16 protein-coding genes are annotated in these 22,031 nt (G+C 63.2%); 10 read left to right on the top strand and 6 right to left on the bottom strand.

Features of this window, described 5'->3' with window-relative positions; genetic code table 11:
* Positions 1-71: 71 nt before the first annotated feature.
* Together KBC96_06590 and KBC96_06585 are read right to left on the bottom strand one after the other, a co-directional pair.
* Positions 72-413, bottom strand: coding sequence for a DUF86 domain-containing protein (locus KBC96_06590; GenBank protein ID MBP6964057.1), 342 nt, complete (start codon positions 411-413; stop codon positions 72-74).
* Positions 406-705, bottom strand: a complete 300-nt coding sequence (locus KBC96_06585) for a nucleotidyltransferase domain-containing protein (GenBank protein MBP6964056.1) — start codon at positions 703-705, stop codon at positions 406-408. The genes KBC96_06590 and KBC96_06585 overlap by 8 nt, the downstream gene beginning before the upstream one ends.
* A 69-nt stretch (positions 706-774) precedes the next feature.
* Between KBC96_06585 and KBC96_06580 the strand changes: the two genes are divergently transcribed.
* Positions 775-1,521 (top strand): PIG-L family deacetylase, encoded by a 747-nt coding sequence (locus KBC96_06580; GenBank protein ID MBP6964055.1) that lies wholly within the window; start codon positions 775-777, stop codon positions 1,519-1,521.
* 40 nt (positions 1,522-1,561) lie between these two features.
* On the opposite strand, the gene KBC96_06575 is transcribed toward KBC96_06580, so the two are convergent.
* Together KBC96_06575 and KBC96_06570 are read right to left on the bottom strand one after the other, a co-directional pair.
* Positions 1,562-3,655, bottom strand: coding sequence for a hypothetical protein (locus KBC96_06575; protein MBP6964054.1), 2,094 nt, complete (start codon positions 3,653-3,655; stop codon positions 1,562-1,564).
* A gap of 139 nt (positions 3,656-3,794) precedes the next feature.
* Positions 3,795-5,654 carry a hypothetical protein gene (locus KBC96_06570; protein ID MBP6964053.1) on the bottom strand — a complete coding sequence of 620 codons (1,860 nt, stop codon included), beginning with the start codon at positions 5,652-5,654 and terminating at the stop codon, positions 3,795-3,797.
* Between the two features lie 164 nt (positions 5,655-5,818).
* Between KBC96_06570 and KBC96_06565 the strand changes: the two genes are divergently transcribed.
* The 5 genes from KBC96_06565 to KBC96_06545 all read left to right on the top strand — a co-directional run bounded on the left by KBC96_06565 (position 5,819) and on the right by KBC96_06545 (position 11,495).
* Positions 5,819-6,388: a methyltransferase domain-containing protein gene (locus tag KBC96_06565; GenBank protein MBP6964052.1), complete on the top strand. Its 570-nt coding sequence runs from the start codon at positions 5,819-5,821 to the stop codon at positions 6,386-6,388.
* Positions 6,389-6,501: 113 nt separating this feature from the next.
* The gene (locus tag KBC96_06560) at positions 6,502-7,524 is read left to right on the top strand and encodes a Gfo/Idh/MocA family oxidoreductase (GenBank protein ID MBP6964051.1); all 1,023 of its coding nucleotides are present in this window, start codon (positions 6,502-6,504) and stop codon (positions 7,522-7,524) included.
* Between the two features lie 39 nt (positions 7,525-7,563).
* Positions 7,564-8,502: an ROK family protein gene (locus KBC96_06555; protein ID MBP6964050.1), complete on the top strand. Its 939-nt coding sequence runs from the start codon at positions 7,564-7,566 to the stop codon at positions 8,500-8,502.
* Between the two features lie 66 nt (positions 8,503-8,568).
* Complete coding sequence (locus KBC96_06550) at positions 8,569-10,578, top strand: alginate lyase family protein (protein MBP6964049.1); 2,010 nt, start codon at positions 8,569-8,571, stop codon at positions 10,576-10,578.
* A complete protein-coding gene (locus KBC96_06545; GenBank protein MBP6964048.1) occupies positions 10,566-11,495 on the top strand; it encodes a sugar kinase in 930 nt (309 codons plus the stop codon). The genes KBC96_06550 and KBC96_06545 overlap by 13 nt, the downstream gene beginning before the upstream one ends.
* Before the next feature lie 76 nt (positions 11,496-11,571).
* Here the strand turns inward: KBC96_06545 and KBC96_06540 are convergent, their stop codons facing one another.
* Entirely contained in the window at positions 11,572-17,502 is a 5,931-nt protein-coding gene (locus tag KBC96_06540) for a M6 family metalloprotease domain-containing protein (protein MBP6964047.1), read from the bottom strand.
* A gap of 213 nt (positions 17,503-17,715) precedes the next feature.
* Between KBC96_06540 and KBC96_06535 the strand changes: the two genes are divergently transcribed.
* Together KBC96_06535 and KBC96_06530 are read left to right on the top strand one after the other, a co-directional pair.
* Positions 17,716-18,225: a nitroreductase family protein gene (locus KBC96_06535; GenBank protein ID MBP6964046.1), complete on the top strand. Its 510-nt coding sequence runs from the start codon at positions 17,716-17,718 to the stop codon at positions 18,223-18,225.
* On the top strand, positions 18,210-18,878 hold the full coding sequence (locus KBC96_06530; protein MBP6964045.1) for a DUF1003 domain-containing protein: 669 nt from the start codon (positions 18,210-18,212) through the stop codon (positions 18,876-18,878). The genes KBC96_06535 and KBC96_06530 overlap by 16 nt, the downstream gene beginning before the upstream one ends.
* A 12-nt stretch (positions 18,879-18,890) precedes the next feature.
* Here the strand turns inward: KBC96_06530 and KBC96_06525 are convergent, their stop codons facing one another.
* A complete protein-coding gene (locus tag KBC96_06525; GenBank protein MBP6964044.1) occupies positions 18,891-19,937 on the bottom strand; it encodes an SIS domain-containing protein in 1,047 nt (348 codons plus the stop codon).
* Positions 19,938-20,079: 142 nt separating this feature from the next.
* On the opposite strand from KBC96_06525, the gene KBC96_06520 reads away from it, so the two are divergent.
* Both KBC96_06520 and KBC96_06515 read left to right on the top strand, forming a co-directional pair.
* A complete protein-coding gene (locus KBC96_06520) occupies positions 20,080-21,243 on the top strand; it encodes an ADP-ribosylglycohydrolase family protein (GenBank protein ID MBP6964043.1) in 1,164 nt (387 codons plus the stop codon).
* 285 nt (positions 21,244-21,528) lie between these two features.
* A partial coding sequence (locus KBC96_06515) for a 50S ribosomal protein L25 (protein ID MBP6964042.1) occupies positions 21,529-22,031 on the top strand: 503 nt, incomplete at its 3' end.

Genomic DNA, 22,031 nt, shown 5'->3' with positions numbered 1-22,031 from the left:
CCTCCTCGGACGGCGATGGCTGATTGTAGCACACGAGGGACGGAGAGGCGAAGGGAGTTTTGGGGCTTCGCTCAGTCTTGCCCTCGAACGATACGGCGCAGTTCCGGGACAAGGCTCGGGAGGTCGTCCACCAGGGTATCCCACACGCGATCCAGGTCTATGTCGAAATACGCGTGAATGAGCCGGTTGCGCATGGCGGTAATCGCGGCCCACGGTATGTCCAGGTATAGACCCTGCGTCTCCCGACTGACAGCGCCGGCAGCCTCGCCGACGATCTCGATATCCTGGACAACCGCGCGAGCAAACATGCGGTCGGTATCGAGGTCCGCCCTTGATCTGCCACGTGCAAAGTCGAGCGCTTCTTCAGCAGCATCCAGCATGTGGCGGAGTCTCACGATGTCTTCTTCAGGCAACATACTGGACCTCGGCTGAAGACACGACCTTGTCACGAAAATAGCGGCTGAGATCCTGAGGGGTACGCATGTCCACCTTGCGGCCGATCATCGCGGAGAGGTCGTTCTCCATCGCGGCCATCCGGATCAGTCCGACCCGGTAGCCCGGCTCGAACTCTACGAGAACGTCCACATCGCTGTCGATCCGGAAATCCTGTCGCAGGATCGAGCCGAACAAGGACAGCTTCCGTATGTGGTTTCGCCTGCAGAACTCAGCGATCCGTTCGCGGTCAAGGTTTGGATGGTTTCTCATCGGCCATACTATACCCGAAGTCCCCGCGCCAGTCAATGGATGGGAAGGGGGGAGTGGGAGAAGGGGAGAATGGAGGAGTGGGAGTGCGGGAGTATGGGTGTATGGGAGTGTGGGAGCCCTGAGTTCATCCGCCTGATGGCGCCGGGTGCCTGGGATCGAGGAATCGCGTTGGCACTGGCCCCTCATCCGGACGATCCGGATGCGATCGCGGTGACCCTTCGTCTTTTGGCCGATAGCGGCTGGGAGATGCACTGGGCGGTCGTCACCTCGGGCTGGTCCGGCGTTACCGACGACTTCTGCGGCCCTGATCGGCGGATGAAGGCCGAGGTGCGCCTGGCCGAACAGCGCGAGTCGGCGCGTCTCTTCGGTCTGCCGTCGGACCGGCTCTACTTCCTGGAGGCAGAGGAAACCGACGAGGGCGAGCTTGCCCTGACTGATGCCAATCGCCGCGCGGTGACCTCCCTGCTCGACCGCCTGCAACCTGATGTGGTACTCCTGCCCCATGGGAAGGATTCCAATCCGACCCATCGGCTGGTGTACGAGTGGTTCGATCAGTGGGCCGACTCGGTGACCCGGCCGCTCCTGGCGCTCGGCAACGAGGATCCGAAGTCCGAGGACTTCCATCCGAACGTGGAGGTGACTTTCGGCGAGGACGAAGCCTTGTGGAAGGCGTCGCTCTTGGAATGCCATCGGTCGCAGAGCGCGCGAAACCAGGCGACCCGGGGGATCACCTTCGTTGAGAGGATCCTGGGTATGAACCGCCACGCGGATGGCATCTACTCCGAGCGGTTTGAAGCGGCACTCCGGCGTATCTGACCCGCGCCACAGATGATGCCTTCCCGCTCTTGAATGCGTGTCAATACTTGGTGTAGTCCCAGCGGATTTTCATTTTGCTCGGGTCATATCCTTTGGACCTTATCCATGCGTTGGCTAGTTCTTTGAAGTGGCCAATATCTTTGTAGTATCCCCGAAGCTGTTCCGATATCGGCGGTCCATTGACTCCCGCGTTGAATATGGCAACCATACTAATAACGTATACACCTTTGGCATCAGGGGGGTTGATCCTGAAGCCAGGCGAATACGGGAATCCGTCCGTCTCGTATGGTAACAGATCCGCCAATCGCAGCGGAGGAGGGTCGCCACAAGCGGCGTATATCCTGTAGTTGTCTGTCCAGGGGTTTAGCTGGAACCTGGTCGGCTTTCCCCACTCTGCTTCCCAGGGTCCGCTCTCGTGCCCGGCACCATCACCCCAGATGCGGCTCTTCTCGTCCGCAGGTCCAAGCTCAGCTTCCATCCGCCTCATGAGTTCGTCGTCAAGGGTCTGAAGTTCAACACCTATCTCAGTCACCGTGAAGTTAGCCAGTATCTTATCCAAGAGCCGTTGGTAGTAGGCGCTACCCATTTCGTGGTCACAGGTGCTCGAGAAACCGTTATCCTTGCTCCACCAAAACCCATCACGGTAATCTATCATACCAAGTCGCGCCTCCACGGCTTCATTGCGGATGATATCTGCCATGATAAGGAAATCGTAGAATCCCTTCATCATGATCTTAGTAGCACCCGTTTCGTGATCGCCGTACAGAACGTGTTCGACGTGATAGCCCTCTTGCTCCATGGTCTTGACGACCGAGCCGACTAGCGCCGGTTTGTTGTGCTTGCGCAGAAAGGCTATGATCTGCGCGATATCGTCAGTCACCCTTCCGGTCACCCTCAACGCTATCGGCGAAGTCACCAGCAATCCGTCGACGCAAAGAACATACCAGTGCTCACCCAGAGACGCACTCTTGTCCGTCCATTCGTAGGATACACTCGTGGGCGTACCCTTGAAGCTCTTACGCGACTCAGGCACCTCCACGCCGTCTCGATACATAACGATATCGGTGGTACCGATCTTCTCTGAGAGCAGTTCGGTGGCAACCTTCAGAGTAACCCCATAATTCCGGACAATCGAGTTCAGGAAGGAATCCGAGCGCGCAGGCAGCGCAACCGTGAAGCGAAACGTCGGGATGCCGACATTCTGTGCGGTCCCGCCGGGCAGGTGACTGCTTTCCTTCAGGTAAGCGCCCATTGCGGACGCGTAGCAGCGCCCCTCTCCGAGCGCCTTCAGCAGTCCTTCGGATGTAAGCTCATCGGCCCACACGCGGGTGACGCGCAGCCAGCGCTCCAGGTCCTTGAGGTCTTTCCAACCGTGACTGTCGCACCCGGCCGTCACGAGGATGGTCTTGCGCTTGTTCTGTGGCTTCTTCATCTCATCGCGGATGAGGGACATATACCAGTCGAGCACCCCGCGGTCCTGTTCGGGCGTTTCGGAGTTGAAGAACTCCACCCCTCGGATGCCTTCATAGGCTTCGGGACTGCGCAGGTCGTACCGGCAGCGCTGCCACTCCCAGACTTTGGGGAACGACTTCTCCGAGATGAGCGTCGGGTGGGCCGCCACGGGAAGCATCCTCATCTTGCCGTTCACGCAGGAGATGATCTCTCGCTGGCTGCCCTGTTTCGACAGCAGTTTATCAAGGTCTTTCGAGCCCGACTCCCCCAGCGGCCCCAGGGCTAGAGTGTGAGACATGTCCTGAGTGTCGGACTCGGCTTTCCAGATCGCCTGGATCTCCGCGCCGGGGATCGTGACGAACTCGCCGTCAGTGGTCTGCTCGTCGCAGTTGCGGCGATAGTCCTTGAACGTAATGTCAACTGCCGCCGGGTTCGCGAGATTGCCGCCGTACTTGGCGGTCGGCTTTTCCAGGGAGTTGATCTGCTCGTAGTGGTCGGTGACTATCAGGAACTTGTAGCCAAGTTTCCTCGCCGTTTCCACGCGCTGGGGTATGTTGTCCGACCCGTCGGAAAACGTAGTGTGCACGTGGACGATTCCGGAGTACCATTGGCTGGCCGTAGAAGAAGGCACATTCCAGAAGAGCAGTACGCAGCAGAGCGACAAGCAACGTGTCAGCATCATTGATTCCTCCGTCGGTGTTGCCCAGAGATCGTCCCGGCGACAGTGCAAGGCTGCCGTTGACTCGCGTCCATTCTAGGCAGCCCTATCAGAATTGTCAACATTCTCCTTCAGCATCGTCTGTCCCCTTCTCTCTACCAGCCTAATCGAGCAGAATCCACTGAAGCGCTTCCGGACCGAGGTCGAGCCGGATCGTGCCTGAGACGATGTCGAGCTTCGCGTCGGTCAGCGGATCCTTCGCGGACTTGAACCTGCCGACCTCCGCCCCGAGGGTGATCGTCACCGCCTGCCGGGACTGCCGCAGATTCCCGACCGCCAGCAGCGCCCTTCCATCCGGATGCACCAGGCCGGACACCAGCGCGTCCGGGACATCGGCGGAGGCGAGTGGCCTGAAGGCCCAGTAGGGCGTGAACCTCGCGCCGTCGGCGTCGAAATCCTTGTAGATGCGCCACATATCCACGCCGCCGGGACACCACGGGCTCGGCGCGTTGTGCAGGCCGATCATCGTGCGGGCGTAGTCCCCATTCAGCGGCGGATAACCGATGAAGTGAGTCGGTATCCCGTGATTGTGCCCCATGCACTCCGCGCGGAAGAACTCGATCGGCGGGCGGTAGTCCTCCGGCGACTTCCAGTACTGCTCGCCCGTGAGGAGCACATCGGCGAAGGAGAGCGAAGGCAGAGTGATCATGGCGGACATGTGCGCTACGATCAGCGTCGGCCTCGACTGCGACTCGCAGATCGTCCGCAGGCGCTTCATCGTCTCGCGCGCCGCGAATATCGGATACGTGGGATGCAGTTTCCCCTCGGCGTCGGTATAGCCGCATCCATGCCGCTGGTTCGCGCACGGGATCGGACATGCCGCTCCGTCGAGGTACAGGCCGTCGATGCCGTACTCCCGGAAGAGGCCCTCGATCCCCTCCGCCCAGATCGCGGGATACGCGCTCCGATGGCAGACGGGGTAATCCCGCTGATCGGGCTGCCGCGAGTGAACGTAGTTCGCGGTCCTCGGCTCGCAGAGGCAGTCGTCAGCTAGCGTGCCGAACTCCGGCGCTGTGTCCGGCAGCGCGAGCGAATGGTAGAGCACGAGGCCCATGCCCGCGCCATGGACGTCATCCGCCAGACGGCGCAGCTTCTCCGGCTGAGTGACCCTCGGCATCCCCTGGAGGTCGGTCCAATCCTCGTGCATGCCGACGAACTTCATGCCCTGGCCCTTCGACACCTCGAGCCGAGCGGCGTCCGTGTTCTCGTACGTCGCCCAATGCCCATAGCCGACATCGCCCTGAACGACCAGCGGCGACTTCGGCTTCACCGGGCCGGCCTGCAGCCCGAACGTCAGGCGATACGGCTCCGAAAGCTCAGTCGGGCGCTCGATCACGTGGGCCGTGAAGACGACCGCGCCGCCGGACTCCTCAGCGGTGAGCGCCGATCCCTCGGGCCTCCACGTCTCATCGGACTCGCAGAACCACTCGAGGCCGCGCTCCTCATCGCCGATCCAGACCAGAGGCGTGAACGGCGACTCCCATTCCCTGGGCCGAGCGCCGGAGTTCTGGTAAGCGCGGTCGAAGAACGTGACATTCGGCCAGTTCCTCGGCAGGGGATACCAGTGCATGAGGCCCGCGTGCGCCGGGTCGAGCGGGATCACGAGGCGCAGGCGGTCGAGGCTGAGGGGATGCTTCGGGATGAGGTCCACGTCGAAGCGCCACATCCCGTCCGGCTCGATCAGGCCGGCGATCTTGAGCGTCAGGTGGGGCGAATCGGCGCTGAAGGCGTACCGGGCGCTGGTCGAACCGGCGCGAGTCCAGTGGCCGGAGGTCCTGGTCCACCGGACTGCCTGACCGTCGGCGGCGATATCGAGGCTCACGGGCCGGGCGAGCAACGGTTCGCCCGCCGACGTGATCTGCGCAGGAAGGCCGATCTCATCGAGCCGGTAGTCGCGCCCCCACACGCGGGCCTCTCGTCCCCGGACCACGATCGGTTGCCAGGCTTTCCAGGGAGATGGCATATCGCACCTTAGGGATGTCGCGCATCCGATGAGCATCAAGGCGAGAAGAGCACAGAATCTGAATCCTCGAGAGTTGGAGATAGGTGTCGCAGTGTCCATCGTCGCGCCTTCTGATGCAGGACAATGGCCTGCTTATCATCAAAGATTACCCATGAGGCGCGCTGATGAAACGATCGAAACAGAACCGGCCGAAGGACTGCCCATTTGTCGGTAAGGGCGGGCTGAAACTCCAGTTCGCTCTGGAGCATTTCGGCATAGACGTGCACGGCCTCGTGGCCGCCGACCTGGGATGCAACGTCGGCGGGTTCACGGACGCGCTCATCCAAGGCGGCGCGGCGAGGGTGTATGCCGTGGATACCTCCTATGGTCTGCTGGCGTGGAAGCTGCGGACCGACGAGCGCGTGGTGGTCGTCGAGCGGACGAACGCGCTCCACTGGACGCCGCCCGAACTCTTCGATCTGGCGGTCGGCGACCTCGGCTGGACGAAGCAGGAGTTGGCGCTCCCACTGATGGCGCGCATCCTTAAGCCGGGCGGGCAGGCGCTCTCGCTAGTGAAGCCGCAGTATGAGGCGGAAGGTAATCGGGGGGTTCTGCCGGAGGAACGCATCCCCGATGTGCTGGAGGCGGTGCGGTCGAAGGTCCCGGAGGAGTTCGAAGTCCTCGGGGAAGAGCGTTCACCATACATCGGCGGCGGCGGGAACATCGAGTATTGGCTGTGGCTGAGGAAACGGTGACCAGTAACCAGCGATGAGAGCAGGCTTCGGACAACTGGTCACTGATTGCGGAATACTCGGAGGCCGAAGGATACCTCCGCGCCCACAAGGAAACTCCTTTCGGGAGGCCAGAGATGATCAAGATCGGACTTATCGGCTACGGATTCATGGGCAGGATGCACGCCGAGTGCTACGCGGCGTCCGGCAAGGGGCAGGTCGTCGCACTTGCGGATGTCGAGGCTGACCGCCGCGACGACGCCTCCGCGAAGTGGGGCTGTCGGACGTTCGCAAGCATCGGGGCGCTGCTCGACGGCGCGGACGTTGACGCGGTGGACATCTGCACGCCAACCTACCTGCACGAGGAGCACGTCCTGGCCGCGATCAGCGCCGGGAAGGACGTCTTCTGCGAGAAGCCGCTCGCGCTCACTAACGAGTCCTGCGAGCGGATCGTTTTGGCGGCGAAGGATGCAGGTATCAAGCTCCAGGTCGGGCATGTCGTCCGGTTCTGGCCGGACCTGCAGGTCGTGAAGTCCGTGCTCGACTTGGGACGGCTCGGGAAACCGGTCTGGGCGTCCGCCCGTCGGCTCAGTTCCCCGGCGACGTGGGCCTGGCAGGGATGGCTACAGGATCCGGCTCGGAGCGGAGGGGCGATCCTCGACCTGCATATCCACGACCTCGATTTCCTGACCTGGATACTCGGCCGCCCGACGCATGTGATGTCAACCGGCGTCCGGACGGCGACGGGCGCACTCGATACGGCGCTCACGACGCTGATCGGCCACTCCGACGGCATGACGAGCCAGGCAGAGGGCTCTCTCGCGATGCCGGACGGTTTCCCGTTCACGAACCAGCTTCTCGTGGTCTGCGAGAAGGGATCGGTGCAGTTCGACCTGACCGCCGGTCCGTCGGTTATCGTGCGTCCGTCGGGCGCTCCCGAGGAGTACCCGGAGATTCCGACGGTCGAAGCCGGGACAGCTGAGGCGGGCGGAAACGTCTCATCGCTCGGCGGCTACTTCAACGAGATCGTCTATTTCCTGGAGTGCATCCGTGAGGGCGTTAAGCCGACTACCATCACACCTGATGAGGCGGCGTTCGCGGTGAGGCTGTGCCTGGCCGCCACGGAGTCGGCTCAGACCGGGCGGGTGGCAACTGTCTGACGGGTCAGACGCGTCAGACACATCGGACTTGGAGTCACCATGTTCACCATCGGCATAGACATAGGCGGGACGAAGATCGCGGGCGGACTGGTAGACCGATCCGGCGCGATCACCGAGCGCATCCAGTGCCCGACGCGCGCATCGGAGGGAGCGGAGGCCGTGATGTCCCGCGCCGTCAACGCGGCTGCGAGACTGAGGAGTGCCGCCGGCGGAAAGATCGAGGGCATCGGAGTAGCGTCGGGCGGCCAGATAGACCCCAGGACGGGCGTCGTCATCCACGCGACCGACCTGCTCCCCGGCTGGAAGGGCACCCGCATCACCGAGATCATCGAGGAACGGTTCGGCGTGAAGACCAGGGTGCTGAACGACGGGAGCGCCGCCGCGCTCGGCGAGGGTCGCTTCGGGGCAGCGAAAGGCGTCTCGGATTTCGTGCTCCTCACCCTCGGGACGGGAGTCGGTGGCGGCATCGTGACCGGCGGGCGGCTGATCAACGGCGCGCTCGGCGTTGCGGGTTCGATCGGGCACATGGTGATTGACTGCGACGGGCGGCAGTGCAACTGCGGGAGCCGGGGATGCCTGGAGGCGTACGTGTCCGGGACGGCGATCCTCGGTCGGATGATCGAGCTGGCTGAGATTCGCAGTTACAACTCCCCGTTCATCGAGCGGTTGAGGCAGGGCGAGCCGCGGAGTTCGAGCCTGATGTGCGAAGCGGTCGGCGACGACCTCGGCGGCGAGGTCATACGCGAGGCGGGAGAGTATCTTGGCTGGGGTTTCGTATCCCTGCTCAACCTGCTCAACCCCGCGATGATCGTGATCGGCGGCGGAGTGGCGGTGCTGGGCGACGCGCTGCTCGATCCGTCTCGCGAGGTCGCCCGGAAGTACGCGCTCCGAGGCGAGTGGGACCCGGTGCGCATCGTCCGCGCGGAGTTGGGCAACAACGCGGGCCTCGTCGGGGCCGCGAGCCTGGTATGGGAGTAGCACAAGATGAGAGTATGTGCACTTGTTCTGCTGCTGACCATGTGCTCTGTCGGAGGACATGCCGCCATGGATGACTCTCAGGCGAAGGCTTTTTTCGATCTGGTGAACCTCGACTACCCCGGCCTGGAGGCGGTCAAGGCTTCAGTTCAGTCGGGCGACTACGGGCAGGCGAAGGAGCGGATCGTTCAGTACTACAGGACGCGCGCGAAGCCCGGATGGTACTGCAAGGAGCCGCCGGAGGGCGGTCTCTATCCATCTCTCGACTCCACAACCGCCGACGACGTCCTCGCGCGAAGGTTCACGATCAGCAGCAAGACCGCTCAGTATGAGCGCAGGATTGACTGGGCCGTCGTGCCCTACGGCGACAGGGAGTACACTTGGCTGCTCAACCGGCACACGTACTTCCTCGAACTCGGGCGGGCTTATCTTCGGACGGGCGACGAGAAGTACGCCCGGGCATTCGACGAGATCGTCACCGACTGGATCATCAGCAATCCGGTGGCGGACGACGGCGGGACGAGCAGAAACTCCTGGCGCACCCTCGAGGCGGGCATCAGGATGTTCAACTCCTGGCAGATGGGCTGGCAGTCATTCAAGGACTCGCCCAGCTTCACCACGGACTCCCGAATCCTCATGTTGAGGTCGTTCGCGGAGCACGCGGACTTCCTGATGAAGCACTCCGGCGGGGGGAACTGGCTGCTCATGGAGACGAACGGCCTGCTCCACGTCGGCGCGATGTTCCCCGAGTTCAAGGACGCTCAGAAGTGGCGGGACACCGCCGTCGAGCGGCTGGTCAAGCAGATGGCGACTCAGGTCTACCCGGACGGAGCGCAGTTCGAGTTGACGACATCCTACCACAGCATCAGCCTGTGGAACCTGCTTCACCCGGTGATCCTGATGCATGCCGCCGGCAACTTCGAGTTGCCGAAGGAGTACACCGACCGGCTGGCGCTGATGTTCCGGTGGAGCGCCGGGGTCAGCCGCCCGGACGGCAAGGCGCCGATGCTGAACGACGCCGACCAGCATGACATACTCCGCAGGGTGCAGGAACCTGCCCGCAAGATCGGCGGCGACAGTATACCCGAGATCAGGGGCCTGCTCGACATCAAGCCCGAGAAGAAGTCGGTCTTCCTGCCGTACTCCGGCATCTCGTGCATGAGGGCGCAGGACCTCTACCTGATGATGGATGCGGGACCCTACGGCGCGGGCCACCAGCACGAGGACAAGCTCAACCTGGAGGTCTATGCCTACGGACGCCCGTTCGTCGTCGATCCGGGGCGCTTCACCTACACGGCCGAGGGCGCGCCGTTCAAGGGAACGGGCGCTCACAACACGATCCTGGTTGACGGTCACGGCCAGTACCGAAGGGGCGTGGACCGCGGCAACTGGATCGTGAGCGAGCCCGCGCCCGGATGCCGGTGGGTCTCGAATGACGGCTTCGACTACGCGGAGGGCGTCTACGAAGACGGCTTCGGCGTTGAGAACGACAAGACGGTCACTCATATCCGCAAGGTATTCTTTATCAAGCCGGAGTACTGGATCGTCATAGACGTCCTGAAGGGCGAGGGAGAGCACGAGTTCGAGCAGATGTGGCACTTCATGCCCGGCGAGGTCGCGGTCGAGCCGGGGACCGCGCGGACGCTCAACGACGACGCGAACCTGACGGTGGTGCGCGCGGACGGCGCGGAGGCGCGACTCGTCGAAGGCGAGGACCGGCCGATCCTGGGATACTACGCGCCGCTGTACAATATCCGCGAGCCGTCGCCGACCGCCGTGTTCACCCGATCCTGCGCGACGCCCGCCGCTTTCGAAACGGTGCTGTACCCGTCGAAGGGCGCTGCGATCGTGCCTGAGGCGCGGCCGATCCACTGCCTGATCGCCGGCAAGCATCCCGGTTCCGGGCAGGTGTCGGCGATCTCGATCCGGTTGCCGGAGTACGAGGACGTCCTGGTCGTCTGCCACGACCCGGAGGCGATCGGCCGGGCAAAGCGGTTTCTCGGCTATGAGTTCACCGGCGAGGCGCTGTGGATTCGCACAGACAAAATGGGCAGGGAGATCAAGAGATGTTCGATGTGATAGGTATCGGATACAGCGCGACGGACTACCTGGGTATCGTGCCGAGGTACCCGGAACTCGACGAGAAGGTCGAGCTGACACAGTTCACCAGGCAGGGCGGCGGCCCGTGCGCGACCGCGATGGTAACCGTGGCGCGCCTCGGCGGGCGCGCGTCGCACGTCGGCAAGACCGGTGACGACGACTTCGGGAGATTCATACTCGACCAGCTTGCCGCTGAGGGGGTTGACATATCTCAGATGGTCATCGAGCCGGGCGCGCAGTCGCAGTTCGCGTTCATCGTCGTGGATGCCGATACCGGCAAGCGGACGATCTACTGGACACGCTCGGAAATCCCGTCGCTCAGGGCGGAGGAGATCAACCGGGAGCACGTCCTCTCCGCCAAGGTGCTCCACGTCGACGGCCACGATTTTCTTGCGGCAGCACAGGCGGTTCAGTGGGCGAACGAAGCGGGCGTTCCGGTGGTGTTCGACGGAGGGACTGCCCGGTCCGGGTCCGAGGTGATGATCGAACACGCCGACTACGCCGCGGTCTCACGCCGGTTCGCGAAGACATTCACGGGTGAGGACGACCCTGAGGCGGGGGCGCGGGCGCTCTTCGGCGGTCGCCGGAAGCTCTCGGCGGTCACCATGGGCGACGAGGGATGCGTCTTCGTGACGGCCGGGGGCACGTTCTACCAGCCGGCGTTCGAGGTGGATGTAGTAGATACCACCGGCGCGGGCGACGTCTTCCACGGGGCGCTCTCATTTGGCGTGTCCAGGGAATGGACGATCGCGGAGACGGTCGAGTTCGCGAGCGCGGTTGCGGCGATGAAGTGTACCGCCCTCGGCGGACGGACGGGTATCCCCACCCTGCCCCAGGCGCTCGAGTTCCTGCGCGAGAGGTCGGAGAAAGGGTTCTGGACTTCGGTCAGCCCGTGACGTACTAAACCGTCATGAGTCCGCGAGGCCCCTCTTCTGACCCCCTCCCTCTCAGGGGAGGGAGGATGGCTGCGGCCTATCTCAGCGCGTACCAGCACGCGTTGATGAAGAGATGCCTGCCGTCGTCGGTCAGCAGGCTCGGCTTGTCGCGGAACGGCCAGTAGAGGAACCGTCCGCTCTCTCTCGCCAGCATGATTCCGTTCAGGTCGCCAACACGGCTGCCGAACGCTTCGACCCCGGCCGGCACCGGGCTCATTACCTTGTATCCGTACCACCCGGAGGCGTTGGTCGAGACGGTGACCGCCCCGACGGGCGAGATTGCCACCTCGAAGGGCTGATGGTACATCGGACTCGAGGACTGCATGGCCATCATGATATTGCCCGTGTAGTAGCTGTTCACGGCGATGTTCAGCGACAGCTTGCCGAAGAAGTTCGCGCCGCCGGTCTCGACGCCGACGACCGGCTTCAACGAGCTGTTGACGTTCGCCACCGCCGCCGAGTTCGTCCACGAGCCGCTGTCCCAGCCGAGGATTATCAGGGCGTACCTCGAGAGATCGGCCGTCGCGACGCCCGAGACGCCGATCAGGTCGGTCGGGAAGCCCTCGCTATCCAGCAGGGCTTTGAACTCACTCGCCCCGGCGCTGTCGGAGTTGTAGACATACGCGACCGGCGTCTGCAGCACTACGATATCCGATGCCTGTCTCGGTCTCAGGAGACTGCAGTAGACGCCCCGCCCTATCTGCGCGATCGAGCTGATCCCGGTGATCTCGACGATCTGGTTGGCTGCCAGCTTCGGGAGTCCCGACGGCGAGAGATCGGTCCGTATGCCGATGGGCGAGAGGAGACTGCTGACCCCCGATCCGTCGTCTAGCCATGCGAGGCCGGACTCCGTGCCGGTGACGCGGCCCCAGGTCTTGACGAGCATGCCGACGTTGTTGGGACCCGAGCTTCCGGCCACTCCGCGCTGGAGACCGCTCGCGCTTCCGCCCATCGCCCTGTTCGTCAGTCCGAGCGGGTTGAGAACGAGCGAACCGCCGGCGAGCTTGATCGAACCGTCGGCCGCGTTCACATACCGCTCGCCTGACGGGGCCGTCGCCATGACGCCGAGGACGCTGACTATCTGCCCCTCGGCGAGCGCCGGTCCGACGTAATCCACCCTGATCCCCGAACTGCGGTCGGGCTTTCCCACGTAGACCTGGGTGAGATCGCCGGGGAAGCACCCCGTGACCGAGACACCCGCGAATGCGACCGGCTGTCCATCGGCCAGCGACTTCTTCGCGCCGGCGAGATCAGCGGGGCTCTCATACGCGCCGATGTCTACGACCGGCGTACCGTCGCCGTCGCCGTCGAGCGGCCGGATCAGGCCGTCCAGGTCGGCGCCGGGGGCGTCCGTGCCGGCCCCACGGTCAATGCAGTGCGAACCGGCAAGGAGATGGTAGTCGCCACCGACCTTGCTGACGAAGAGTGGATCACTCGAGATATCGCCCGATCCGGCCGCGAGGTTCGAGTAGTTGTAGGATGTGTTGCCGTAGACATCGTTGTGATCGAGCGCCGGGGCGCCCGCGGTGTTCTTACAGATTCCGGAGCTGTTGAAGGCGACGATGTTGTTGCGGAGAACCGCCGAGGTGCTCTCGAGGTACAATCCGCCTCCGTCCCCGCCGGTCTTGAGATAGTTCGCGCTGTTGCCGATGATCGTGTTGTTGATGACGGTAGGCGCGGCCCCGCTGAGACAGACGCCGCCGCCGCGATAGGTACCCATCGCAGAACCGGTCGCGGAGTTGCCGGCGATCACATTGTTGACAATCGTAGGACTCGCAATGTAGCTGTAGATCCCGCCGCCACAGCCTGAAGTCACGCCGCTGGAGGAGTTGCCGATTATACGGTTGTTCTCGACGCAAGCCCGGGACTGCTGGTCAATGTAGATGCCTCCTCCGTACATCGTTGTCCGGCCGTTGCGCAGCGTGAACCCGTCTATGCGCGTAGACGGCTTCGAGCCCGCCGGCACCATTACGACTCTGCCGCCCGCACCGGCATCGAGGATCGTTTCGTTGACCGGCCAGTTCCGTCGGATCCTCGAGGTCTCAGAGCCCGAGAAACCGCCGTAGAGCGCGGCGCCGTCTCTCAGAGTAATGCGCTCGTTGTATGTTCCGCCCGCGACCCATATTTCGTCGCCGGACCTTGCCGCGTTCAGGCCGTCCGTGACGGTGTGGTAAGCGGTCGGCCAGGCGCTTCCGTCGAAGAATCCCCCGGAGGAGTCCCACTTGACGTAGACCCTCCGGAACTCGTATGCGCCGATATCCGCCAGGCCCGTTCCGCTGCCATCGCCATCTATGCTGCGCCCGCGCCCGTCTAGGTCGCTGATCGGACGATCGGTGTGCCTGGCGGTGTCTATGCAGGGCGAACCGTCGGTGAGATGGTAGTCGCCGTCGGATCTGCCGAGGAACCTGGGATCGGCGGACAGGTTGCCGCCAGCGCCGGTCGGATCTGCTACCCCGGAGTAGTCTCCGCCGGCGTTACCGTAGACATCGTTGTTGCTGAATGTCGGCGACGCGGTCACGCCGTAGACGCCCTGGCTGTTGAACGCCACGATGTTGCTCGAGATCGCCGGGTCGGAGTGATAGCAGACGATACCGCCGCCCCCACCCGGAGCTGTGTTGGCGACGATCGTGTTGTAGCTCACGGTCGCGGGAGAGTACGAGAGATACATCGCCCCACCAGCCACGGATGCGGTATTCGACGTGAACAGGTTATTCGCGAGCAGGACGCCCGAGTAATCGCAGTAGACTCCGGCCCCGTATGCGGCATTGTTCGGGCCTATCTTGTTGTTTGCGATGGCCGCGGACGATCCGCTGCCGCACCAGAGCCCACCGCCGTTGGTCGCGCTCCCGTTCATCACCGTGAAGCCGTCGAGTCGTGTCGCAGGGCCGGCGTATACTGGGACGATCACCACGGAACCCGGGGCGCCCGCGCCGTCGAGGACTGTCTCGTTCTGCCACCAGAATCGCGAGCCCAGGCTGGTCTCCGTTCCGGCGAACCCTCCATAGAGAGCCACGCCGTCCTTAAGAGTGATGTGCTGGTTGTAGGTGCCACGCGCGACCCAGACCTCGTCCGGCCAGACCGCCGCGTCCAGCGCCGGCTGGATCGTGTGCAGAGCCTTCGTCCAGGAACTCGCGTCCTGGACACCCGGCGAGTCGTACTTCACATAGTACCGCCTGAACTCGTAGGCCCCGCAGTCAACAAGAACCGTACCGTCCTGATTGCCGTCCCAGGCCCGGTCTCCGCCGTCGCGGTCGGTGAAAAGAGGCAGGTTCATTGTCGAGCCCACATCAATGCCACCCGAGCCGGGGCGGAGGTGGAAGTCGCCCGCCGCGGAATCAGCGAAGATCGGATAGGCGGAGATGTTGCCGTTCGAGCCGGTCTGGTCGGGTATGCCCTGATAGGCATAGGCGGTGTTGCCCCAGAGGCAGTTGGTCTGAACGACTGGAGCCGACATCGGATTATCCACATATATTCCCGAGCTGTTCCAGGCAATCATGTTGTTCTTGATCGTCGGCTGGTATATGCTGTATATGTCATCGAGGTAGATGGCTCCGCCGTTGCCTGACCCCGTATTGTAGGCGATAGTATTGCCAACGATGGACGTGTATGCCTCAAAGTGACAGTGGATGCCTGCGCCGTCCGTCGCGGTATTCGAGTGTATGACGTTGTTGTAGATCTGGGCTTTGGCCATGTCGTCGCAGAAGATTCCGCCGCCCGAATCGGCCGAATTCGACTTGATGATGTTGAAGGCGATCCTGGCCTCAACCGCGTAGCCGGTGCGTATGCCGCCGCCGGTGCGCTTGCCGTCCCATCCGACAGTACCTATCCCGTTCCGAATGGTGAAGCCCTCCAGCCTGGTTGAGGAGGAAGCATCGCTCGGGATTGTCACCACCGTTCCGTCTCCGCCGCCATCCAGTGTCGTAACGTACTTGACCCAGTTTCGCTGGCTGAGAGCAGTCTCCGTGCCCCTGAACCCACCGTAGAGCGAAACGTCGTCCTTCATGGTGATGTTCTCGACGTACGTACCCGACGCAACCCACACGTCAACACCCGCATTGGCGACGTCAATCGCATCCTGAACCAGGTGGAAGGCGGTGGCCCAGGAGGTGCCGTCCAGGGTCGGACCCGGCGAGTCGAAGTCTACGTAGACGCGGTTCTGGATGGCATACTTCGCCGACTTGGTGAAACTCGGGTTCAGCCCGGTGGCCCATGCCTTCGCCTTGACCGTCTGGGTCGAACCGACGCTGATCGTTCCCCCGGACGCGATGACCGGCGAAAGCACCGTCGGCTCGGATCCGTTCGTCGTGTAGCGGATGGTGGCTCCCGGCGTCGCGCAGGTGACCGTCACGGTCTGCCCGGTCGCGTAGACTCCGCCGTCGGGGCTGAGACTCGGTGTCAGCGCCTGGTTGATGCCGATCTGGAATGTGATGGTATCGCCCGGCGCGCCGACATTGGAGATATCGAGGCCGCCGTTCGCACCGGAACTGAGGAAGCTCTTCGGGTTGGTATAGTCGTTGATCTGCGTCCGGCCCACGACTTCGCTGTAGTTCGCGGAGTTCACCGTGCCGTTCTTATCGGTGGTGCCGCCCGGGCGATAGATGTAAAGCTCATCCGGCGGGCCGTCGGCATTTCCGTTGTACGCCGGGTTGATCCGGTACACGATGAGTCCCGAACCGGGGATCGAGCTTTCGAAGGTACCGGTCTTCCTGCGATACTCCACCACGAAGTACTCGGTGGCAGAGTTCGGCGAGGCGATCTTGTAGCAATTGTTCGTGGACGACGTGATCGGATGGAGCGTGTACGTGCCGGCTGTAGTGATCTGCGGGATCGCGCCGATCCAGCCGCCGTACTTGTACTTCATGTACGCCGTCATGTGCTGAGGAGGGTTCCGGTCGTTCTCCATCAGGTCCCAAGGCCCGGCCGGGGTAAGGAACTGCTGGTCCTCCCTGTAGTGGTAGAGGTCCGGAGCGCCGAGCGCATGGAACATCTCGTGCGCGAGCACGCCAACCGCTCTGCTGCCGAACATCCAATCGCGGAACTGCTGATTGAACGTCCAGACGCGCTTTCCCCGGATGTAGACGGTGTCGCCGCTGAGCGCGCCGCAGCACGGCCAGAGCAGATCGGCCCAGTTATCCGATGTGCCGGAGAACATATAGCAGACGTCGTCCACGTTGCCGTCGTCGTCCTCGTCGATGTCGAGGTCGGCGGGCACCTGACCGGCAATAGCCGCGGCCGCATTCTTCAGCAATGCGGTGTGCCGGGTGTTGCGCTCCGTGTTGTTGGTATAGCCGATGGTATTCGCCGCGCTCCACGGCCGATAGTATCCCCTGGGATGGGAGTCCACCGTGGAGACGACCATGCCGCCGGACGGGGCGGGGTAGAAAGTCGAGCTGACGTCCAGCAGGTTGTAGGACGCCTCGCGATAGTAGGCGCGCATTGAGTTGACGCCGGTCCCGAAGTTGGTGAAGAGTCCCTGATACGTCGTGATAGGATCGCCGAACTCCGACTCGCCGCTGAACCGCACGAAGATCACTATGTTGTTGATCACGGTGGTCGTCGGCGTGCCCGAGTTGATGCTCCTGCTCGGCGCGGCGAATACTGAGAGGCGCTCTGCTCGATATTCCGCGAGAATCTTCTCCGACGGGCGGACGTTCGGCACGAGCTCGAGCTGAACCGGATCGCTCTTGCCTACCACATACGCCGACGGACCGATGGTATCGCCGACCTTGACTGCGTAGACGTAGCACTCACCCTTGGCATCCGGTACGATCACATAGCCATTTCTGTCGTGTACAGAGCGGTAGAACTCGTCGCCGGTGACGTAGGCTTGTATCTCCTGCCCGTCCGGCTGCATGAGCTTGACGGGCATCTCCCGGACGTAGACGGCTCGGGCGGCGGAAGAGAGGAAAGCGACCGAAAGCAGTATCGAGAGCCACGACGCTGGCCGGCAGGATCTGTTGCTGATCATATTGTGTTTGCTCCAGGGTCTCACGCTCGTTGAAAGCCTGGCCAGCGGCTCGCGAGGATCGGCCCGTGTTGCCAGTGCATATTGACTGGACCGCAGCCGATTGCTTCAACGTTATATTACCATTCTGGCATGATTTCGTCAAGACTGGAGGAACTTCGCGCGTGCAGGAGGTAGGCCGACGGCCCTAGAATCTGTCAACGGGAGGACACGAACATGGATGCCATAGAGTGCCTGAAGACCAGGAGGAGCGTGCGGGCGTATCAGAACAGGCCCGTGCCGAAGGAGATCATCGAGGACATCGTTGACTGCGGACGGCTCGCGGCGTCGGCGATAAACGTCCAGCCGTGGGCGTTCGTCGCCGTGACGGATTCCGGCGTGAAGAAGCAGATCGCGGATATCAGCGATCACGGCCAGTTCATCGAGCAGGCAGGCGCGTGCATCGCGGTCTTCTGCCTGAACGGGAAGTACTACCTGGAGGACGGCTCGGCGGCAACCCAGAACATCCTGAACGCGGCGCGCGCCCACGGGCTCGGCTCTTGCTGGGTCGCGGGCGACAAGAAGGAGTACGCGCCCCGGATCGGGCAGTTGCTCGGCGTGCCGGAGGACCGCAACCTCGTCTCGCTGATCGCGGTCGGCTACCCGGAACAGACGCCCAGCCCGGCGAAAAGGGCGCTCGCAGAGGTGCTCCACTGGGAGCGCTTCGGCGGATGCTCCGGCGGATAGAGACTCTCCCGCGGAGCCTGACTACTACCGTGTTCGAAGGACCGAGATCGAAGAGAGGAGGACCTGCCGTGGCAGAGAATCCCGAGCCCACGGGGCCGGCGGCGGCATACAGACACGATCATCCGCCGGTCCGAAACGTGAACGTGGAGTACGAGCAACAGCGCACGCCCGGACAGCGCGTGGCCGACACGGTGACCGCCGTGATCGGCAGTTGGCCGTTCATCATAACGCAGAGCCTGTTCCTGATCCTATGGATGGCGGTCAACGTCTACCTGGCCGTGATGATCAAACTGCACCCGGGCTACCTTCACGCGTGGGACCCCTATCCCTTCATCCTGCTGAATCTCGTGCTCAGCTTCCAGGCCGCGTACACCGGGCCGATCGTCATGATGAGCCAGAACCGGCAATCGGAGAAGGACCGCCTGGCAGCCCAGCACGATTTCGAGATCAACGTCAAGGCCGAAGAGGAAGTCGAAACCATCCTGAGACAGTTGGCTCACCAGGAGCAACTCATCATCGAGATCCTCAAGCAGACGAACGCCGAAGGGCAGGCGCCCGCGGCGAGCGCGAAGGATGACAGCATACAGGAACTGGTTCGACGCGTCGAGCAGAATGACAAGAGCATTCGGCTACTTCTGGAGAAGATGAGCTAGTTCGCAGCCCCGTCATTCCCTGGCGGTGATCTTTGCTCCGCGCCGGAAGACGCCCGCGGTCAAGCCTCGGTCGGATGCCATCCGATCGAGCAGAAGCTCCTGCGGCACGGCGCAGGCGAGAGAGAACAACTCCGGATCGCCGGGTGAGAGCACGATACTCGCCAGATTCTCTTGCCCTTCGACCTCGACGGCGGTCATCAGCACGACCTTGGTGCCGAGTTCCGCCATCTCGCGCGCCATGCTCCTAACCAGGTCACCGCCGTGACCCTCGGGGGCGAACACGACCGCGTGATGCCCCGGGCCGACAATCTCGAATGGCCCATGCCTCATGCTCCCGCCGGGGAGCGCGGTCGTGAAGACGTGCGCGCCTTCCTGAAAGGTGAGCGCCGCCTGCCTTGCAGCCGCCATCGCCGGACCGCGCGAGACGAAGTAGACGGTCCGCGCGTCCTTGAGCAGGGATGCGGCCTCGTCTATCTCCGATCGCCGGTTCGCGAGGAAGGTGTCCATCCCGTCCGCGATCGTATCGAGCGAGTCCAGGACGGCATCGGCCTCCCGATACGCGAGCGCGCGGCTCAGGATCAGCAGGACGGCCATGCTGTTCGCGTAGGTCTTGTTCGATATCGAGGCCTCCTCGCCGGCGAGCATCGGCAGGTCGAGGCGGGAGATGCGCGCCATCGTGCTATCGGCGTCGTTGGTGACGGTGATGAGAGCGCGAAGCTCCCGCAGGCGGCGGACGACGTTGCGAGTCTCCACGCTCTCGCCCGACTGCGAGACGGCGATCAGCACATCGTCGTCGCGGATGCTCTCGATGCCGCAGTGGAGCAGTTCGCCCGCCTCCCAGATGACCACGGGCACGGGGCACTTGTCGCCAAGATAGTCGCGGATGATGAGCGGGGCGAACTCCGACGTCCCCATGCCTGTGAAGGTGAGGCTCCTGGGCCGCCGGGACATAGCGCGCGCGGCGGACGTCAGAAGGTCGGCGCCACTGCCGCCCCGGTAGAACTCGATGAGGTCGCGCAGGACCTTGCCGTGTTGAGCCACTTCATCAAGGAAAGCCATCGCCGTTCCTCCCGCACCGCCATATTGTACCCGGATTGAGCGCGGTTGTCACGAAGGAGATTCGACGGGACTGGCGGAAACCTGTGATGGCCGGCACGGGTCGTATAGACTCAACAGGTCCCGTCGGCCCCGGAGGAAGACATTGACGAGAGCCCTTTTCATAGCCCTTGCCGCGATCATCCTGCTCGGCGGGATCGCATCGGCTGCCGAGTATCGCGAGTTGACGGCCCGCGACTACACGGACAAGATGAAGGCCGGGTGGCTCGGCCAGATGATCGGCGTCGTCTACGGCGGGCCGACCGAGTTCAAGGCGCAGAGACGCATCTACGAGGATGACATCCCCGCGTGGAGGCCCGAACGCATCGTCGAATCGCTCGGGCAGGACGACATTTACGTCGAGATGAGCTTCCTGGAAGCGATCGAGAAGTACGGCCTCGACATCACATGGGAGGAAGCCGGAAAGGCATTTGCCGGGACCGGGTTCAAGCTCTGGCACGCGAACAAGCAGGGCAGGGAGAACGTGCGCGCGGGCATCATGCCGCCTGCATCGGGGCACAAGGACAACAACCCGCACTGCGACGACATAGACTTCCAGATCGAGGCCGACCTCTTCGGCCTGCTCAATCCCGGGATGCCGCAGTCTGCAAACACCCTCGGGGAGCGTTTCGGGCGGATCATGAACTACGGCGACGGGCTCTACGGCGGGATGTTCGTGGCAGCGATGTACTCTCACGCGTTCTTTGAGAGCGACGTGCCGAAGGTCGTTGATCTCGCTCTCAGGTCCATACCGCTGACGAGCACTTACTCCGCCGCCATCCGCGACGTGATACGCTGGCACAGAAAGAACCCGACCGACTGGCGCGCAACGTGGAAACAGATCGAGGACAAGTGGGTGGCGCATCCCACGGGCCGCTGCTCGACGGGCAACTTCAACATAGACGCCCGGGTGAACGGCGCATACATCGTCATGGGCCTTCTCTACGGCGAGGGCGACCTCGAGAAGACGATGGAGATCTCGACGCGGTGCGGGCAGGACTCCGACTGCAATCCGTCGAACGCGGCCGGCATCCTGGCGACGATCAAGGGTTTCGACGCGCTGCCGGAGAGGTACAAGTCCGGGCTGCCGCTGATGGCGGACAAGCTGTTCAGCCACACACCGTACACGTTCGACGGGGTGGTTGCGGCGACGGAGAGGATCGCGCGGGAGCAGATCGTGCGCGCGGGCGGGTCGGTCAAGACTGTCGCCGGCGAAGAGGTCTTTCTGGTCCCGGTCCAGCGCCCGAAGTCCCCGAGGCTCGAGCGGTAGCTTCCCTCGCGCCGGAGTGGGGCGGAGAGCCCGGGCGAGATTCGTCGCTTTGCTCAGAATGACAGCGCCGGCCGCGACGGTGAACTGCTTCGCGATCTCCGCGAATTTGACTTTCGGGCGGGGCGCTGGTATACTGCGCGTTGGCGTGACGCCTTTTCGCCCGCACGAGAGCCGCTCTAAGTATGCTCCGCGGGCGTACTTATCCACGACCGAGTGCAGAGGACGCGATCCGGGCGCGCGCCGACAAGATGATTTGACCCGCACTCGACCAGGAGGTTGTACTATATGAGACTCTCACTCCAGGCGGAGACGAGGAAAGATTTCCGCAAGAGCTACACCAAGAAGCTCCGCAACGACGGCAAGATACCGGCGACCCTGTACGGCAAGGGCGTGCAGTCGAAGTCCATCGAGCTCAGCCTCGAGGATATGGTCCAGTTGCTCAAGACGCCGGGAGGACGCCTCGCCCTCATTGACCTGAAGGTTGACGGCAAGCTGGAGAAGGGCCACCCGGCCATGATACAGGACATCCAGAGAGAGCCCGTCGGCAAGAAGATCAGGCATGTGGACTTCCACAGGATCTCGATGGACGAGCCGGTCCAGGCGAGCATACCGATCAGCATCATAGGCATAGCGCCGGGAATCGCCGCGGGCGGCGTGACGGAGCAGCCGGTGAGCGAAGTGACGGTCAAGGCCCTGCCGGACAAGATTCCGAGCCACATTGACGTGGACATCTCGCATCTCGAGCTCGGCGACGCCGTGCACGTCGGGGACCTGCAGATCCCGGAGGG

Source organism: Armatimonadota bacterium, assembly GCA_017993055.1.
Taxonomy (GTDB): domain Bacteria; phylum Armatimonadota; class UBA5829; order DTJY01; family DTJY01; genus JAGONM01.
This window is presented reverse-complemented; position numbering and strand designations above follow the sequence as displayed.

Coding starts and splice junctions, on each gene's coding strand:
- KBC96_06570 (MBP6964053.1), bottom strand. CDS start 5,654: ATGCCATCTCCCTGGAAAGCCTGGCAACCGATCGTGGTCCGGGGACGA.
- KBC96_06575 (MBP6964054.1), bottom strand. CDS start 3,655: ATGATGCTGACACGTTGCTTGTCGCTCTGCTGCGTACTGCTCTTCTGG.
- KBC96_06530 (MBP6964045.1), top strand. CDS start 18,210: ATGCTCCGGCGGATAGAGACTCTCCCGCGGAGCCTGACTACTACCGTG.
- KBC96_06560 (MBP6964051.1), top strand. CDS start 6,502: ATGATCAAGATCGGACTTATCGGCTACGGATTCATGGGCAGGATGCAC.
- KBC96_06535 (MBP6964046.1), top strand. CDS start 17,716: ATGGATGCCATAGAGTGCCTGAAGACCAGGAGGAGCGTGCGGGCGTAT.
- KBC96_06580 (MBP6964055.1), top strand. CDS start 775: ATGGAGGAGTGGGAGTGCGGGAGTATGGGTGTATGGGAGTGTGGGAGC.
- KBC96_06525 (MBP6964044.1), bottom strand. CDS start 19,937: ATGGCTTTCCTTGATGAAGTGGCTCAACACGGCAAGGTCCTGCGCGAC.
- KBC96_06540 (MBP6964047.1), bottom strand. CDS start 17,502: ATGATCAGCAACAGATCCTGCCGGCCAGCGTCGTGGCTCTCGATACTG.
- KBC96_06585 (MBP6964056.1), bottom strand. CDS start 705: ATGAGAAACCATCCAAACCTTGACCGCGAACGGATCGCTGAGTTCTGC.
- KBC96_06545 (MBP6964048.1), top strand. CDS start 10,566: ATGTTCGATGTGATAGGTATCGGATACAGCGCGACGGACTACCTGGGT.
- KBC96_06550 (MBP6964049.1), top strand. CDS start 8,569: ATGGATGACTCTCAGGCGAAGGCTTTTTTCGATCTGGTGAACCTCGAC.
- KBC96_06555 (MBP6964050.1), top strand. CDS start 7,564: ATGTTCACCATCGGCATAGACATAGGCGGGACGAAGATCGCGGGCGGA.
- KBC96_06565 (MBP6964052.1), top strand. CDS start 5,819: ATGAAACGATCGAAACAGAACCGGCCGAAGGACTGCCCATTTGTCGGT.